The following is a 17,338-nucleotide window of genomic DNA, read 5'->3' as shown; positions in this document are numbered from 1 at the left end:
GGGTGTTCCAAGGAGTCCGGCATGGCAACCCAGGGGCGACACCTGTTCACATCCGAGAGCGTCACCGAGGGGCATCCCGACAAGATGGCGGATCAGATCTCCGACGCGGTGCTTGATGCCGCCCTGAAGGACGATCCCCGCAGCCGCGTGGCCTGCGAGACCCTCCTCACCACGGGCCTGGTGCTGGTCGCCGGCGAGATCACCACGGAGACCTACATCCCCGTGGCCTCCCTGGTGCGGGACGTGGTCAAGGACATCGGCTACGACCACCACATCAAGGGCTTCGACTACAACACCTGCGCGGTGATGGTGACCATCGACCAGCAGAGTCCCGACATCGCCATGGGCGTGGACACGGGCGGCGCCGGCGACCAGGGCCTGATGTTCGGCTACGCCTGCAGCGACACGCCGGAGCTCATGCCCGCCCCCATCCACTTCAGCCACCTGCTGACCCGCAGGCTGTCCGAGGTCCGCAAGAACGGTCAGCTGCCTTGGCTGCGGCCCGACGGGAAATCCCAGGTCACCGTGGAATTCGACGGCGACAAGGTGCAGCGCATCCACACGGTGGTGATCTCCACCCAGCACGACGAGCACGTCACCCAGAACACCATCCGGGACAGCATTCTCCAGGACGTGATCAAGGCGGCGCTGCCCGCCGAGTTGCTGGACGCCCAGACCGTCTACCACGTGAACCCCACCGGCCGCTTCGTAGTTGGGGGCCCCATGGGTGATACCGGTCTCACGGGCCGCAAAATCATCGTCGACACCTACGGCGGCAGCGGCCACCACGGCGGCGGCGCCTTCTCCGGCAAGGACCCCAGCAAGGTGGACCGCAGCGCCGCCTACATGGGCCGCTACATCGCCAAGAACATCGTGGCTGCCGGCCTCGCCAGCCGCTGCGAGATCCAGCTGGCCTACGCCATTGGCGTGGCGGAACCCGTGTCCATCGCCGTGGACACCTTCGGCACCGGCCAGGTCTCGGATGAAGCCATTGTCCGGGCCGTGCGCGAGATCTTCAGCTGCACCCCCAAGGCCATGATTGAGGCCCTGGATCTGCGCAAGCCCATCTACCGCGCCACGGCGGCCTACGGCCACTTCGGCCGCCCCGAGTTCAGCTGGGAGAAGACGGACAAGGTCGAGGCGCTGAAGAAGGCCGCGAAGTAGAGCTTCCCATGAATCGATCGCGGCCCCGTCAGGGGCCGCTTTCATGGCATTTGGGTGGGCCTACTCGGAGGCCTCCACCCGGTTCCGCCCTCCCTGCTTGGCCCGGTAGAGGGCCTCGTCAGCGTGCTTCAGGAGCTCCTCGGCGTGGGGGACATCGCCCTGTCCGTCGCGGGAGGCCACGCCCATGCTGGCCGTCTTCTTCAGCGTGACGCCATCGAGCTGGTGTTCCAGGTCGGCGAACTTCTGGCGGAGATTCTCGGCCACCTGCTTGGCCGAGTCGAGATCCGTGTGGGTGAGGATCAGCGTCAGTTCCTCGCCGCCGTAGCGGGCGGCAAGGTCGGTGGTGCGCACATTGGCCTTGAGCAGGGCGCCGATGTTCCGGAGGACCTCGTCACCCATCGCATGGCCGTGGGTATCGTTCACCTGCTTGAAGTGGTCGATGTCGATCATGACCACCGACAGGGGCGTCTTGTAGCGCCGGGCCCGCTGGACCTCCTCCTCGAGGCGCGCCATGAGCCGTCGCCGGTTGGCCAGGCCCGTCAGCGGATCCGTGACGGAGAGCGTCTCGAGCTGGAGGTTCTTCTCGCGGAGCTCGTCCTGGAGGAGCTTCAGCTTGGTGTGGATGCGCACCCGGGCCAGCAGCTCCTTCTCGTGGAAGGGCTTGGTGACGTAATCGGAGGCGCCGCGCTCAAGGATCTCGGCCTTGCGGTCCAGGTCATCCTCGGCCGTGAGGATGATGACGGGGATCTGCTCAAGCTCCTTCCGGCTGGCCTTGAGGCCCAGGAATTTCAGGCCATCGAAGCCCGGCATGACCAGGTCGCAGAGCACCAGGTCTGGGGGCTGCTCCATGATGGTCTTGAAGGCCGTCAGGCCGTCCGAGGCCTCCATGAAGTGCGTGAAACTGCCGTCCTTCATGAGGACGGCCTTGATCTCGCTGCGGATCATGGCGTTGTCATCGACGATGAGGATTCGACCGGCCATCACACCTCCCCTGCGGCCACTTGGAGCCGCGCGATCCAACTGTTCCAGGCCGGCAGGTCGAAGGGCACCGCCGGCGGCAGGTGCCTCCGCATGGTCCTGGTCGAGGCCATGGCCTGAGTGCAGAGGGCCTCCGGGAGCCGCCCAGCGGCTTCGGCACAGGCCGTCCAGCCCGCCGGTGTCTGGCAGACCAGCAGCCACTGGTGGCCGGCTTCCAGGGACAGTCGCACCCGGTCGTCCCAGCTCCAGTCGGCGCAGCCGCCCATCTCCAGATCGTCGGGGAGGAACCGGCCCTGGATGCCCCAGGGGTTGTCCACCACGGAGGCGCGGTGGAGGCTCGCCGGCAGCGTGCCGCTGGCCGGGGTACGGAGGTGGGCCACCATGACCAGCCGGTCCGGCTGGGCGAGGGGGATGAAGGCCGCGGCGTTGCGGTTCACCTGGGCGGCGTCATCCAGGGCCGGCAGACCCTGATGGCTGTCCAGGGTGGTGCCACCTAGACCCGGAAAATGCTTGAGACAGCCCCGCACCCCCGTAGATTCCAGGCCGTGCAGGAAGGCCCCGGCGGCCTGGGCAGCTTCGGCGGGCAAGGCGCTGGCCGCGCGATCCCCGATGCCAGCGCCGGGATGACCGTCCCAGAGATCCACCACGGGGGCGAAGTCTACGTTGAAGCCCAGCAGGCGCAGGCCCTCGCCCCAGAGCTGGCCCCAGGCAGCGCAGGCCAACGGGCCGCCACGGGTCCAGAGCTGGCGCAGGGGGGGCGTGGGGCCGGTCCAGGGCCGGAGCCGGCTCACGGGGCCGCCCTCCTGGTCCAGGGCCACGGCCAGGGGGAGGTCCCCGCCGAAGCGAGCCTGCAGGCCGTCGATGAGGGCCCGGCAGCGGGGTGGGCCCAGGACGGGATCTGGATCCAGGTTGCGGGCGAACAGGATGATCCCCCCCGGGCGGAAGGGCAGGTCTACCTCCGCGGCATCGAGGCCACGAAAGCCGCTCCAGAGAAGTTGATGGGGGCTGGTCATCCCCTCACCTTACCCGGAGGACCAGCTCCAGGTGCCGGGCCAGCAGTAGGAAGGCCGGGTCCGTCTCCATGAAGGCTGAGCGGCAGTCGAAGCCAAGGTAGACCCAGCCAGCGGGGCCGAGGGGCAGCAGGTGGTCTTCGAAATAGCCCAGCCCGGGCGCCGTCAGCGGTCCAGGGTGGGGCCGCTCAAGCCGCTGGGGGAGGGCGAGGCGCCCCCGGCTCGCCACACAGTTCAGAGCGCCGTCCTTGCTCCGCTTAAAGATGCCCAAGCCATCTGGGGACCAGCGGGCTGCCAGGCGGTCCAGCAGTGGATCGAGCGCGGCCTTGAAGGAGGGGGCATCGAGGGCCCGCAACCCCAGATCGCAGAGCGCCAGGGCTTCGGCGTGGGCCTCCCGCAGGTCCCGAGTCCGGCTCAGGATCCGGCTCTCCAGCTCCACCTGGTAGTCACGGACCTTCCCGAGCAGGCTGGCATGGTCCAGGGCCCGATTGAGGACCACCTCCATCTCAGCCAGCCGGAAGGGCTTCTGGATCAGGTCGTAGGCGCCGCGCTTCAGGGCCTCGATGCTGGTGTCGAGGGTGGCGTAGGCCGTGATGAGCACACAGAGCGTGTCCGGGAACTGGTGCCGGATCGCACCGATGAGATCGAGCCCCGTCTGCCCGCCGGGCATGTGAAGGTCCGTGAGGACCACGGGGAAGGAGCGGTCGGCCATGCGGGCCAGGGCGGCCTCGCCGCTCGACACCGCCTCGGCGGTGTAGCCCTGCTCACTCAGCGCCTCGAGCAAGGTCTCGCGGACTTCGGGCTCGTCGTCGACGATGAGGATGGGCTGCTGGATCATGGGGCCAGGCCATGCGGAACGGTCCGCTCATAGATTCGGGCTTCCAGGAAGATGCGCAGCACTTCCGTGTCCAGCAGGTTGACCTTGGCCTCCTGCTCCAGGATCTGGAGGCTGCGCTCCACGCTCACCGCGGCCTTGTAGGGTCGGTCGGCGGCCGTGAGGGCGTCATAGACGTCCGAGACGGCCATGAGCTTGCTCTGGACCGGGATGTCCGGCTCCTTGAGCTGGCGCGGGTAGCCCTTGCCGTTGAGGCGTTCATGGTGGGCCCAGGCGATCAGGGGGACACCGGCAAGCTCGGAGGTCCAGGGGATCTGGCTGAGGAACCGGTAGGTGTAGGTCACGTGGTTCTGGATCTCGTCCCGTTCCTCCTCCGAGAGGCTGCCCTTCGTGATCTTCAGCAGGTCGATGTCCTGGCGCTCGATAAGGGTCCGGCGGTCCCCCGACCAGTGCTGGTAGGTGAGGTCCTCCAGTTGGACCAGTTCCAGGGCCACCTTCTCGGGCAGGACGGTGGGTTCATTGCTGCGCCGGACCAGGTCCATGAGGCGCCGGGTCTCGTCCTCCTGTTCGCCCAGGAGGCTTGCCAGGGCGTCGTGATCAAAGGTGTTCCCCTTGCTCCAGGCATCGAGCATCCGGTCGCGCATGGACTCCAGGGTCCGCTGGTGCAGCCGCTGGTAGATGCTCTCGAGGTGCTCGCCCTCGATCTTCTTGGCCTTCACCAGCACCTGCTCGCGGACACCCACCTTGCCGAAGTCGTGCAGGAGGCTGGCATAGCGGATCTCACGGATCTGCAGAGGATTGAAATGGAGGCCACCGTAGGGGCCGTTGGGCGTCTGGTTCACCGCCTCGGCGAGGCCCACCGTCAGGTCGGCCACCCGGCTGGAGTGACCCGAGGTGCTGGGATCGCGGGCCTCGATGGCCGTCACGGAGGCGTTCACGAAGCCTTCGAACAGCTTCTCGATGTCGTTCTTCAGCCCCAGGATCTCCTGGGTGCGGGCCTCCACCATGTGCTCGAGGTTCTGCTGGTATTCCTCGTTCTCCCGCAGCAGGCGGTAGTGTTCCAGGGCACGCTCCAGGCTGGTTTCAATCTCGATGAGCTTGAATGGCTTCTGGATGAAGTCGTAGGCTCCCCGCTTCAAGGCCTGGATGGCAGCTTCCGTGGTGGCGTAGCCGGTCATCAGGATGCCCATGGCCTGAGGGTCCTGGTCATGGACGGCCCGGAGCAACTCCAGTCCCGACAGCCCACCAGGCATGTTGAGGTCCGTGAAGATCACTGGGAAGTGGCGTTCGCTGACCAGGGCTAGGGCCTGGGCGCCGCCTTCCGCCCCCACGGCGGCATAGCCCTGATCCTCCAGGGCCTCCACCAGCAGGTTTCGCAAGTCCGCCTCATCGTCCACGATGAGGATGGGGATGGGGGAGGGGAGGGGCACGCAGACTCCGGCTACGCGACCCTCATCGGACGGGAGCCGGTCCGGGGCAAGTTTCGGGGGCCCGGTTGCTATTACTGAACCGCCTCAGCCTCCACCAGGAGCTGTCCGTCCCGGACCGCCAGACGGGCAAGGCCGCCAGGCTTCAGCTGGCCCTGGAGGACCATGCGGGACAGGGGGTTCACCACGACCTGCTGGATGAGCCGCTTGAGGGGTCGGGCCCCGTAGTGGGGGTCGAAGCCCTCGGAGGCCAGCCAGGCCAGGGCTGCTTCGGGGACTTCCAGCTCCAGCCGCTGGGCCTGGAGAAGTGTTTCCACCCGCTTGAGCTGGATCCGGGCCACGAACTTCATGTCCTCCCGGGTGAGTGATCTGAAGACCACCACCTCATCGAGGCGGTTCAGGAACTCGGGACGGAAGTGGGCATGCAGGGCGTCCTGGACGGCGGCTTCGGCTTTGGAGGGATCGCCGCCAGCATCGAAGATGGCCTGGCTGCCCAGGTTGGTGGTCATGAGCACCACGGTATTGCGGAAATCAACGGTCCGCCCCTGGCCGTCCGTGAGGCGGCCGTCCTCCAGCACCTGGAGGAAGATGTCGAAGGTTCTGGGGTGGGCCTTCTCCATCTCGTCCAGCAAGATGACCGCGTAGGGACGGCGGCGGATGGCCTCCGTGAGGCGCCCGCCCTCCTCGTAGCCCACGTAGCCGGGTGCGGCGCCGATGAGGCGCGTGGCGTCAGCCTCGTGGGTGAACTCGCTCATGTCGATGCGCACCAAGGCGTTCTCGTCGTCGAACAGGAACTCCGCCAGCGCCCGTGCCACTTCCGTCTTGCCCACGCCGGTGGGCCCCAGGAAGAGGAAGCTGCCGATGGGGCGCTTGGGATCGCCCAGGCCCGCGCGGTTGCGGCGCAGGGCATCGGCGATGGCGGTCAGGGAGGGATCCTGGCCCACCACGCGCTCCCGCAGGCGGGCCTCCATCTTGAGCAGTTTCTCCACCTCGCCTTCGAGGATGCGGTTCACCGGAATCCCGGTCCAGCGGCTGACGATGGCCGCAATGTCGGGCTGGCCCACCTCCAGGCGGAGCATGGCGCTCTCCCTGGGAGAGGCGGCCGCCAGCTGCTTCTCCAGGGCCGGGATCTCGCCGTACTCCAGGCGTGAGGCCCGCTCGTACTCGCCCTTCACCTTGGCCTGTTCCAGCTCGAAGCGCAGGTCCTCCAGCCTCTTCTGGAGCCCGCGGGTCCCCTCGATGACCTTCTTCTCGTTCTCCCACTGGGCGCGGAGCCCCGCCAACTCTTCGTTCAACTCCGCCAATTCCTTTTCCAGGTCCGCCAGCCGTTCGCGGCTGGCCGCGTCCTTCTCCTTGGTGAGGGAGTGTCGCTCCAACTGCAGCTGCATCTCCCGGCGCTCGCGGACATCGATCTCCGTGGGCCGGCTGTCCAACTGCATGCGCACGGCGCTGGCGGCCTCATCCATGAGATCCACGGCCTTGTCGGGCAGGAAGCGGTCGGCGATGTAGCGGTGGCTCAGCTGGGCGGCAGCCACCAGGGCGGCGTCCTGGATGCGCACGCCGTGGTGCAGCTCGTAGCGCTCCTTCAGGCCGCGCAGGATGGAGATGGCGTCCTCCACATTGGGCTCGTCCACGAAGACGGGCTGGAAGCGGCGCTCCAGGGCGGCATCCTTCTCGATGTACTTGCGGTACTCGTCCAGCGTGGTCGCACCGATGCAGCGCAGCTCGCCCCGGGCCAGGGCCGGCTTCAGCAGGTTGGCCGCGTCCATGCCGCCCGATACCGCCCCGGCGCCCACCAGCAGGTGCAATTCGTCGATGAAGAGCACCACTTGGCCTTCGGCCTTCTCCACCTCCTGGATGATGCCCTTCAGGCGCTCTTCGAACTGGCCCCGGTACTGCGTTCCGGCTACCAGGGCCCCCATGTCCAGGCCCATGACCCGCAGGCCCTTGAGGCTCTCGGGCACATCGCGCTTGTGGATGCGCTGGGCCAGGCCCTCCACGATGGCGCTTTTGCCAACACCGGGCTCGCCGATGAGCACGGGATTGTTCTTGGTGCGGCGGGAGAGCACCTGCAGTAGCCGGCGGATCTCTTCATCCCGGCCGATGACAGGGTCCAGCTTCCCGGCCGCGGCCAGGGCTGTGTAGTCCTTGGCATACTTCTCCAGGCTGGCGAACTTCTCCTCGGCCTTCTCGTCTTCCACCTTCGAGCCATTGCGGGCCTCTCGAATGGCGGCCTCGAGCTTCTTCCGGTCCAGGCCGAAGCGCTCCAGCACCTTCTTGGCATCGGTATGGGCGTTGGCCAGGGCCAGCAGCAGGGCGTCCGTGGCCAGGAAGCGGTCACCGAGGCCGCGACCCGTGTCACTGGCCACTTCAAGAAAGTGCCGGAAGGCCGAACCGACCTGGGGCTCGGCCCCGCCCACGGCTCGGGGCAGCTTGGCGATCAGGCCTTCGGCGGCGTCCGCCAGCCCCTGGATGGACTCCGGGGCTAGGCCGGCCCGCTCCAGCAGCGGGTGCAGACCCGCTTCGGGTCCGAGCAGCGCCCCGAACAGGTGCTGAGGAACGAGTTCCGGATGCTGGTCCCGGCGGGCCCGTTCCTGGGCGGCCACCAGGGCGTCATTGGCTTTCTGGGTGAAGGGGAGGAGGGACATGGGACACCTCATTCACCATAATCGGACAAATATGATTACGAAGCACTAAAATTTTCTTCAAATCAAATCACACCTCGGCCTTGAGATCCAGGGTGATTCCAGTAGTGGATACGACTTGACGCCACCCTTCTGGCTCCCATATTGGCCGCTGGAGTCACCCATGAGACAGGTCTTGGTGGTCCTCCTGATGGCTTTCCCACTTCTGGCGCAGGCTGATCCCTATGCCCCCAGGATCCCCCACGGCTGGGGCATGTCCCTCGGCACCGCCTTCGATGCCGCACCCCTGGTCCTGGATGTCCACTACACCTTCAGGCCCGGGATCGGCTTCTACCTGGGCGGGGGAGGAAGACCACATCCCGGCAGCAACAACTGGAACTTCGACATCAACTTCAATGACCGGGGGACCCTCCGCCGAGTGGATACAGCCGGCTACTTTGGTGTGGCTGTGACCCGCCAACGTGGCTTTGCCTGGGGGCTTGGCTACGGTCGCCACAGCTCCGGGTGGGAGATCGACCACGGTGGGTGGTTCACGGCCGAGGAGCAGACGAAGCTGGATACCACCACCGTGCGCTCTGGGCCACACGGCTGGGTTGCTTTCTATCCGGGCCGCTTCGTCGGCTTCCAGGTCCAGGCCGGCCCCGGCTGGGGCGGGGTTTCCCTGGCCCTGCGGTTCTACTAGGGGCGGGAACGGGGAGCGGCGCCCGGGAGAACAGACCCCAGGCAACTCGGGGCAATTCGCTCCGGGCGGCTTCCTGAGGGGGACTTCGGGCGGGTCTAACCGCGCCAGCCAAGCCCCTACAGCGCGGTCCTCGGCTGCACGGCAGCGTGGGCCAGCAGCAGGCCCGTGAGCAGCGCGATGGCCACGAAGAGGGCCTGGAAGGCCGTGTCGAGGCCCATCACCAGCTGCTTCTGGATGATGAACTCGAGGCCTTTGAAGCCGAGTCCCCCGGGCACCAGCACCATCAGTCCCGGTAGCAGCGTCACCACCGAGGGGCGCCGGGTGAACCGCGTGAAGAGGTTGCTGCCCAGGCCCAGGGCGAAGGCGCCCAGGCCCACGCCGAACTGGGGCCCAAGCAGCACGGCGCCCTGGCGCGTGCCGAAGAAGGCCAGCACGCAGGCCGCGAAGATCCAGGGGAGCTCCCGGGGCCGCGCCTTGAAGATCACCACGAAGGCGGCGGCGGCCAGCAGCAGCGTGGGCAGGATCGTCCAGCCGGGCAGGGGCAGGGGCGTGCCCTGCAAGGCGCGGTCAAGCATGGATACGGCGAGCCGCTGGCCCAGGGCCACGCCGAACCCCAGCGACAGGAAGGTCATGGCCGTGTCCACCAGGCGTGCGGTGCCGGCGACGAGGTTGCCGGTGGCCAGCTCGTTCATTGACACCACCAGGCGCAGGCCCGGCACCAGGACGATGAGGCCCGCCACCGTGAGCACCTGGGGCGAGACCTGGGGGAACCGGTAGGCGGCGGCCAGGGCCAGAAAGCCAACCAGGGTGCCCGCCACGGGATGCACCAGCCGGGACAGGCCGGCCTTCCGTCCCAGCAGGATCGCGGTGAGGCCCACCAGGGCGCCCAGCACCGCCGTGAGGAGCATCTCCCGCCAGCCACCCCCGAAGAAGATGGCGGCCGGGGCAGAGCCGAGGCCGAAGCAGAGCACCGTGAGCAACGCGCCCCATCGGTCCGGCGCCGCCAGGATCGCCTGCACCCGGTCGCGGGCAGCGGCGGCGTCCAGCTGCCCGGCAATGAGGGCGTCTGTGGTCTCCTGCAGGTCCGACAGCTTCTCCAGGTTCACGTCGCCGGAGGGGCTGCGCTGGATGAAGGTCCAGTGGTGGCCTCCCTTCCCCAGCGAGGCGAAGAAGGCAGTGGGCAGGGCGAAGAACTGGCCCTCCAGGCCCAGGCGCTCCGAGATCCGCGCCAGGGCGTCCTCGAAGCGGTGGGCAGGGATCCCGAAGGCCTGGAAGGCCCGACCCAGCTCCAGGCAGAGTGAGATCTCGGGCGGGGTGGCGGCCGGTGGGGCGGTGGCGGGACCTGGGGCTTCGGGTGCGGACATGCCCCAGGTTAGCGGCCCCGGGCCGCCCTGCGGATCTTGATCACAAGCGCCTGGAGGAGCACGACCCGGCGCATGGCCCTCCCTATCCTGGTAGTGCCATGACCGTCCACACCACCGCCTGTCCCCGGAACTGCTACAGCACCTGCGCCATGCGGGTGACGGTGGAACAGGGCCGGGTGACGGCCATCGATCCCCATGAAGGCAACCTGGCCACCTCCGAAGGCCCCTGCCTCAAGGGACTCAGCTACCTGGAACGCCAAGCCAGTCCCGAGCGGATCCTGCATCCCATGAAGCGGACCGCCTCCGGCAGCTTCGAGCGGGTGGGTTGGGACGAGGCGCTGGACCTCATCGCCCGCCACCTCGACACGGCACGGAGCTCACACGGGCCGCAGTCGGTCTTCTACTACGCGGCCAGCGGTACCAAGGGCCTGCTCAACGGCTGTGGCCTGGCCTTCTGGCGGCAGTTCGGCGGATGCACCACCACGTATGGTGACCTCTGCTGGCCCGCGGGCCTGGAGGCCACGCGCCTCACCTTCGGAGACAACCGCCAGAGCGCGCCCTGGGACATCGCCCAATCCCGCCTCATCGTCATGTGGGGCAAGAACGCCTCGGAGACGAACCTGCACCAGATGCGCTTCGTGCATCAGGCGCTCGAGCGCGGGGCGAAGCTGGTGGTGATCGATCCGCGCCGCACGCCCACCGCCGACCGGGCCCACCTGCTGCTGCAGCCGCGGCCGGGCACCGACGGGGCCCTGGCCCTGGGCTTGGCGCACCTGCTCATCGAGGACGGCCAAGTGGACGAGGCCTTCATCCGGGAACATGTCCTGGGTTACGAGCCTTTCGCCGCCATGGTGAAAGCCTGGACGCCGATTCGAACCGCCCAGGTGTGCGGCATTCCCGAAGCGCAGCTCCTCGAGCTGGCCGACCTCATGGGGCAGGTGGCCCCCATGAGCATCTGCGCGGGCTTCGGCATGCAGCGCTACACCAACGGCGGCCAGACCATGCGGGCCATCCAGGCCCTGCTGCCCCTCACGGGAAACCTCGGCAAGCCCGGTGCAGGCTGGGTCTACGCCAACCTCGCCACCCAGATCTTCGGGCACCTGAAGGACCCCCTGGATTTCTACCCGCCCGAGCAGCCCGATGGCGTGTTGCGCGTCTCCGTGAGCACCGCGCGCCTGGGCACGGACATGCTTGCGCAGCAGGATCCGCCGCTGAAGGTGGGCTGGGTGGAGCGGGGTAACCCCGCCGCGCAGAATCCGGAGACGCCCACGGTGCTGGCCGCTCTGCGGGCCCTCGACTTCCTGGTGGTGGTGGACGAGCGGCTAACGGACACGGCCCGGGAGGCCCACCTGGTGCTGCCCAGCAAGAGCCTCTTCGAGCAGACGGATGTCATCGGCGCCTACTGGCACGCCTACCTGCAGCTCCGGCAGAAGGTGGTGGAGCCCCCCGGCGAGGTGCGGCCCGAGACCGAGATCTACCGCGCCCTGGGCCAGCGACTGGGCTTCACGTTGGATCAGCTGGCCGAGTGCCTGCCGGAGCCGGGCGACGCGGGCGTGGAGGCCTGGCTGGAGGCCCGTATCGCGCCCCATGGCATCAGCCTCGAACAACTGAGACAGGGGGCGGTGCTGGCCCCGGGCGCGGAAGAAGTCGCCTTCTCGGATCTGCGCTTCACCACGCCCTCGGGCAAGGTGGAGCTGCTCAGCGAGGAGGCTGTCACCCGCTGGGGGGCACAGGCCTTGCCGGACTTCACACCGCCCGTGGAGAGCCAGGCCGCCGGGGGCGGGAAGCATCCGCTGCAGCTGCTCACGCCCAACACCAAGAACTCCATCCACAGCCAGTTCCTGCCCCTGCAGGTGATCCGCCAGCTCATGCCCGGGCCCAGCCTGGAGATGGGCCCCGAGGATGCCCACCTGCGCGGTCTGAAGGAGGGCCAGCGGGTGCGCGTCTTCAACGACCGCGGCAGCCTGGAACTGCCGCTGCGCATCCACTTTGGGATGCGGACGGGCACCGTGGCGGCCTATAACGGCTTCGGGGCTGAGGACGGCGGCTCGGTGAACCAGCTCTCCCTGGGGCGGGAGACAGACCTGGGCTTTGGCGCGGGTTTCCACGACAACCTGGTCGAGGTGGAGCGGGCATGACGGCGACCCAGTTCACGTTCGACCCCAACCGCTGCACCGGCTGCCAGGCCTGTGTGCTGGCCTGCTGGATGGAGAACCGCGAGCACCAGTCCCGCCCCTGGCGCACCGTCCACACCTTCAACGCCTGCGGCCACCCCGACCTGCCGGTCTTCCACCTCTCCTTCGCCTGCCACCACTGCGATGCCCCTGCCTGCCTCGAGCACTGCCCGGCGGACGCCTACACGAAGGACGCGGCCACAGGTGCTGTGACCATCCACGCAGATCGCTGCATGGGCTGCCGCTACTGCACCTGGGCCTGCCCCCACGATGCGCCGAAATTCAATGAAGCCCTGGGCACCATCGAGAAATGCACCCTCTGTCCCGAGCGGCTGGCGCAAGGCCTCGAGCCCGCCTGCGTGGCCCGCTGCCCCATGGAGGCCCTGGGCGTGTCCGCCCTCGATCCCGGGCGTCCTCTCGTCGGCGTGCCGGGGCTGCCCTCCTCGGCCACAGCGCCCGCCATCACCATCGCGCCCCTGCACCGACCGGAGCCGCCCCGTCAGGGTCACCGGCCACCGGGCCAGGCGATGCGGCCCTACCTCGAAGCGCTGCTGCGGGTGGCGCACCCGAAGATCACCCTCCGGGGCGAGTGGACGCTGCTGCTCTTCACCACGGTGATCAGCGGGCTCGCGGCCTGGCTGGGCGCTTCCCTGCTGGGCGGTCCGCCCGTCCACCGCTGGACCTTCCTGCTCCTGGGCGCCCTGGTGATGGCCCTGAGCACGGCGCACCTGGGGCGGCCGGGCCGGGCCTGGAGGGCCCTGCTGCACCTGCGCACCAGCTGGCTCTCCCGGGAGGTGGCCGCAGTGTCGCTCTTCCTGGGGCTGGGCGTCCTGGCGACCTTCGTCCAGCCGGCGCTGGGCATCCCCGCGGCCCTGGCGGGGTTCGCAGCCCTCTTCGCCATTGACCGCCTCTACCGCGTGGCCCTGCGCACGGGACCTTGGAACCTCCACAGCGCCCACGTGCTGTTCAACGGCCTCTTCCTGCTGGGCCTGCTGGCGGGAATCTGGCCCCTGGCCCTGCTGCTGGGCCTGATCAAGGCGCTGCTCTACCTGCACCGGAAGCAGAACTTCGCCGAACTGGGCAGGCCCGTCCGGCCTGCGGTCTCCGTTCTGCGGCTGGGCCTCGGCTTCCTGGGTCCCCTTTGGCTGAGCGCGACGCATCCCCTCCTGGCGGCAGCCCTGGCGATCCTGGGCGATCTCATCGATCGGACCGAGTATTACGATGAGCTCGATGTCGCCACGCCTCGGGGGGATCTGTTGGTGCGGCTGGGGGCGGCCACCGCAGCGCCGCTCTCCACTGCCGACGGGGCCATGTAGGCACCCTGACTCGGGCGCGCGACTGAGTGGCGGATGTACAGATTTGGCAAGTTCGGGACGAAAAGCCAGCCATGGCAGCTTTATCGACGGCCGAGGCACCCAGGCTCATCCCGGAGCGGACCCTGTCGTGGTTCCTGGGCACGGCCCTGGGCTATTTCCTCCTGTCCTCGCTGACGCTGGCTGGCTTTCCGAGGACCGAGGCCGTGGTGGCCTTCTTCCCGGCCAGCGGCCTCGCCCTCGCGGCCATGCTCCTGACCCCGCGGCACCAGCGCCCCTGGCTTGCCCTCGGCATCCTGGTCGCTGACTTCACCGCCGACCAGGTCTTTGGCCGTCCCATCCTGGTTGCCCACCTCACCTTCGCTCCGATCATGGCCATCGAGGCCTGGCTTGGGGCCTGGCTGGTCGAGTGGTGGCTGGACGGGAGGAGCCCGGACATTCGCAGCCTGGCGGATTTCGGGACCATCGTGACGGCCAGCGCCATCGGCTCAACCCTGGTGGGCGGTGTCCTCGGCGGACTTGCCCAGCGGGGGCTGTTTGGCCTCCCATTTTTTCCGGCACTGTGGAACTGGTGGGCGCCGGACTTGATGGCATCTTCCGTGCTGACACCAGCCCTTCTCTTCAGCGCGCAGCAGCGGCAGGAGACGGCGACGCCCTCCCCCGGCGTGAAGCTGGAAGGCCTCCTATTCCTCCTCACCTTTGGGGCAGTGCTCTGGGAAGTCCATATGAACGGAATTCCCATCGGCGCCTCCCAGGTGCTGTTGCTCCTGGCGGCGCTCCCGTTCCTCGGCTGGGCCGCCCTTCGGCTGGGACCCGCTTGGACGGCCTGGGGCACGGTGCTCTTGACGGCCGTCAGCGTGGCCGCCACTGCCTACGGAAGGGGACCCTTCATCGCCACGTCGGCGGACCCCTTCTCTCGGATGCTCTGGTGCCAGGCCTTCTGCATGGTCACCTCGCTCTCGATGATGGTTCTTGCCCAGACCCTGCGGGAGCAACGCTCGGCGGCCCTTCGGCTGGCCGAGGCCCTGCAGGCACTGACAGTTTCCAATGCGCGCATCCAGGCGCAGTTCCAGGGCAGCTCCGACCCCATGGCCATGGTGGATTCCGAGCTGCGGCTGGTCGCTTTCAACCCGGCCTGGGCTGAACTGGTCGGGCACTCAACCAGCGGGGCCGCGACTCTTGGAACGCAGGTGGACCTGGTCAGCTCCTCTGCCGGGGATGGTGGCCTGGGGGGTGGCGCTTGGCGACGAGCGCTGGCTGGTGACCGCTTCCGGGAGTCTGTGTCGCTCCCGACCCAGGATGGAAACATGGTTGCCTACGAGGCATCCTACGCCCCGCTCCAGGATGGGGCGGGCCTCGTCATCGGCGCATCCCAGGTGCTTTGGAATGTGGCGGAGCTCGACCAGCGCCACGCGGAACAGGCCCGAACCCAGCGGCTCGAGAGCATGGGACGCCTTGCCTGCGGTGTGGCCCACGACTTCAACAACATCATCACGGCCATCATCGGGTATGGCGAGTTGATCAAGGGCAACGTCGAACCTGGCTCCAGGGTGGAGCGTCAGGCAGGGGAGGTGGTCAAGGCGGGGGGGCGGGCCGCCGACTTGACCAAGCAGATGCTGGCCTTCGCCCGCCGTCAGGTCATGCAGCCGATCGTGGTGGATCCCGCAGCGCTGCTGGCAGAACTCCACCCGCTCATCGAGCGGGTGATCGGGGAGGGGATTCAGCTGACCTGGAAGGGAGTCGATGCGCCCTGGAAGGTGAAGGTTGATCCAGGGCAACTGGAGCAGGTGCTGGTCAATCTCATCGTGAATGCCAGGGATGCCATGCCCAAGGGGGGGCGCCTGACTATCGAGACCGCCAATATCGACCTGGATCCGCTGATCGCCCATGGCCGGGAAGTCCCCCCGGGGCCTTACTGCCAGATCTCCGTCAGCGACACTGGCAGTGGCATCCCTCCCGAGGTGTTGAAGCACATCTTCGAGCCCTTCTTCACTACGAAAGAGCGGGGCACAGGTACCGGCCTGGGCTTGGCCATGGTGGAGGGCACCATCCGCCAGGCTGGAGGGGCCGTGCTTGTCTACAGCGAGGTCGGCACGGGAACCGTATTCCGGATCCTGCTTCCCAAGGCTGACGGTGCGGCCGAGGCAAGGCCCCTGGCTGGCGTTGCCCCCTCCAGAAAGGGGGGCGAGCACATCCTCCTCGTGGAGGACGACCCGACCCTCCTTTCGCTCTCCCGGCAGATTCTAGAAAGCGCCGGTTACACCGTGCATATGGCTGCCACGGGAGCCGAGGCCAAGGCCCTCCCCGCCGCCACGCTGGCGGCCCTCGACCTGCTGCTGACCGATGTCATGCTTCCTGGCATCAGCGGGTTCGACTTGGCGGATTGGATGAGAACCCAGCATCCCCAAACGAAGTGCCTCTTCGTCTCCGGTTACACCGAGGAGACGCTGCAGGCCCAGGGCCAGGCCCCCCTCGACTTCCCGTTCCTGCCGAAGCCCTATTCCTCGGTGGATCTGCTGGGGGCGGTGGGACGGGTTCTCGACAGGCCGTGAAGGGCGATCCTCCTTAAGGCCTCTTCACTTCATCCCGCCGCTTCCCCTGCCAGCGCCAGGCAGGCCGTGAGGCCCGGGGACTCGATGCCCAGCAGGTTCACGAGACCCGGCACGCCATGGTCGGCTTCCCGCTGGATGAGGAAGTCCGGGGCGGGCTCGCCGGGGCCGTGGAGCTTGGGACGGATGCCCGCGTAGGCCGGCTGCAGCGAACCGTCCGGCAGGCCGGGCCAATACTTGCGGACCTCGGCGTAGAAGCTGTCGGCGCGGTGGGGATCCACGTCGTAGTCCTCCTGGTCGATCCACTCCACATCCGGCCCGAAGCGGGCCTGGCCAGCCAGGTCCAGGGTGAGGTGCACGCCCAGCGCGCCGAGGGGCGGAATGGGATAGACCAGCCGCGAGAAGGGCGAGGCGCCCGTCAGGCTGAAGTAGTTGCCCTTGGCGAAGCGACGGGGCAGGGGCGGCAGGCTGGCGGGACGCGCCTCCTCGAAGGCGTGTGCCAGGGCGAGGGCGCCCAGCCCAGCGGCGTTGAAGACGCGCCGCGCCAGCAGGGTCATTGGCTCGTTGCCACCAACCCGCACTTCCAGCCCCTGCGGGGTGGCTCGGCCGCCCAGCACGGGACTCTTCCGCACCACCGTGGCGCCTGCGGTTTCCGCCTCCAGGCAGAGGGAGCGCATGAGGCCGTGGCTATCGACGATGCCGGTGCTGGGGGAGAGCAGGGCCGCCGAGCAGTGGAGGCGCGGCTCCAGACGCAAGGCCTCCTTGGCATCGAGCCACTGGAGGTCCGCCACGCCATTGGCCGCGGCCCGGGCCTGGAGCTGGCGCAGGGCTTCGATTTGGCTGGCGTCTGTGGCCACGATGAGCTTGCCGCAGCGGTGGTGGTCCACGTGGTGCTCGGCGCAGTAGGCGTAGAGGGCCCGGTTGCCCGCCACGCAGAGCCGGGCCTTGAACGAATCCTTCGGGTAGTAGATCCCCGCGTGGATGACCTCGCTGTTGCGTGAGCTGATGCCTGTGCCGATGCGGTCCTCCGACTCGAGGACGACCACCTCCCGGCCCTGGATCGCCAACTTCCGGGCGATGGCCAGCCCCACCACGCCAGCGCCGACGACAATGCACTCCACCCGTTCCATGGCTCCATCTTCGCGGCAACGCCGGGCCTGTGGGAAGATCGAGGATTCGTCCTCCTCCCGCCCAAAA

12 protein-coding genes are annotated in these 17,338 nt (G+C 68.1%); 5 read left to right on the top strand and 7 right to left on the bottom strand.

The window, feature by feature from the left end; all coding sequences use genetic code 11:
* Positions 1-21 precede the first annotated feature (21 nt).
* A complete protein-coding gene (gene metK, locus WAS25_RS13875; protein WP_422313112.1) occupies positions 22-1,164 on the top strand; it encodes a methionine adenosyltransferase in 1,143 nt (380 codons plus the stop codon).
* 60 nt (positions 1,165-1,224) lie between these two features.
* Here metK and WAS25_RS13870 read toward each other — a convergent pair whose 3' ends face one another.
* The 5 genes from WAS25_RS13870 to WAS25_RS13850 all read right to left on the bottom strand — a co-directional run bounded on the left by WAS25_RS13870 (position 1,225) and on the right by WAS25_RS13850 (position 8,062).
* Positions 1,225-2,145, bottom strand: a complete 921-nt coding sequence (locus WAS25_RS13870) for a diguanylate cyclase (RefSeq protein ID WP_422313110.1) — start codon at positions 2,143-2,145, stop codon at positions 1,225-1,227.
* Complete coding sequence (locus WAS25_RS13865; protein WP_422313108.1) at positions 2,145-3,155, bottom strand: glycoside hydrolase family 3 N-terminal domain-containing protein; 1,011 nt, start codon at positions 3,153-3,155, stop codon at positions 2,145-2,147. The genes WAS25_RS13870 and WAS25_RS13865 overlap by 1 nt, the downstream gene beginning before the upstream one ends.
* A gap of 4 nt (positions 3,156-3,159) precedes the next feature.
* Positions 3,160-3,990 carry a response regulator gene (locus tag WAS25_RS13860; RefSeq protein WP_422313106.1) on the bottom strand — a complete coding sequence of 277 codons (831 nt, stop codon included), beginning with the start codon at positions 3,988-3,990 and terminating at the stop codon, positions 3,160-3,162.
* On the bottom strand, positions 3,987-5,417 hold the full coding sequence (locus tag WAS25_RS13855; RefSeq protein ID WP_422313104.1) for an HD domain-containing phosphohydrolase: 1,431 nt from the start codon (positions 5,415-5,417) through the stop codon (positions 3,987-3,989). Before WAS25_RS13855 ends, WAS25_RS13860 begins: the two co-directional genes overlap by 4 nt.
* Positions 5,418-5,488: 71 nt before the next feature.
* Entirely contained in the window at positions 5,489-8,062 is a 2,574-nt protein-coding gene (locus WAS25_RS13850) for an ATP-dependent Clp protease ATP-binding subunit (protein ID WP_422313102.1), read from the bottom strand.
* Positions 8,063-8,222: 160 nt separating this feature from the next.
* Here WAS25_RS13850 and WAS25_RS13845 point away from each other — a divergent pair, with 160 nt between their 5' ends.
* A complete protein-coding gene (locus WAS25_RS13845) occupies positions 8,223-8,741 on the top strand; it encodes a hypothetical protein (protein ID WP_422313100.1) in 519 nt (172 codons plus the stop codon).
* A 116-nt stretch (positions 8,742-8,857) separates the two neighbouring features.
* Here WAS25_RS13845 and WAS25_RS13840 read toward each other — a convergent pair whose 3' ends face one another.
* The gene (locus tag WAS25_RS13840) at positions 8,858-10,105 is read right to left on the bottom strand and encodes a threonine/serine ThrE exporter family protein (protein WP_422313098.1); all 1,248 of its coding nucleotides are present in this window, start codon (positions 10,103-10,105) and stop codon (positions 8,858-8,860) included.
* Between the two features lie 98 nt (positions 10,106-10,203).
* Between WAS25_RS13840 and WAS25_RS13835 the strand changes: the two genes are divergently transcribed.
* The 3 genes from WAS25_RS13835 (at position 10,204) to WAS25_RS13825 (ending at position 16,144) form a co-directional block, all read left to right on the top strand.
* Positions 10,204-12,243 (top strand): molybdopterin-containing oxidoreductase family protein, encoded by a 2,040-nt coding sequence (locus tag WAS25_RS13835; protein WP_422313096.1) that lies wholly within the window; start codon positions 10,204-10,206, stop codon positions 12,241-12,243.
* Positions 12,240-13,595, top strand: coding sequence for a DmsC/YnfH family molybdoenzyme membrane anchor subunit (locus tag WAS25_RS13830; protein ID WP_422313094.1), 1,356 nt, complete (start codon positions 12,240-12,242; stop codon positions 13,593-13,595). Before WAS25_RS13835 ends, WAS25_RS13830 begins: the two co-directional genes overlap by 4 nt.
* Before the next feature lie 71 nt (positions 13,596-13,666).
* The gene (locus WAS25_RS13825; RefSeq protein WP_422313092.1) at positions 13,667-16,144 is read left to right on the top strand and encodes an ATP-binding protein; all 2,478 of its coding nucleotides are present in this window, start codon (positions 13,667-13,669) and stop codon (positions 16,142-16,144) included.
* Positions 16,145-16,173: 29 nt separating this feature from the next.
* On the opposite strand, the gene WAS25_RS13820 is transcribed toward WAS25_RS13825, so the two are convergent.
* Positions 16,174-17,271, bottom strand: a complete 1,098-nt coding sequence (locus WAS25_RS13820; RefSeq protein ID WP_422313090.1) for an NAD(P)/FAD-dependent oxidoreductase — start codon at positions 17,269-17,271, stop codon at positions 16,174-16,176.
* Positions 17,272-17,338: the final 67 nt, after the last annotated feature.

The organism is Geothrix sp., from assembly GCF_049292215.1.
Classification (GTDB): Bacteria; Acidobacteriota; Holophagae; order Holophagales; family Holophagaceae; genus Geothrix.
This window is presented reverse-complemented; position numbering and strand designations above follow the sequence as displayed.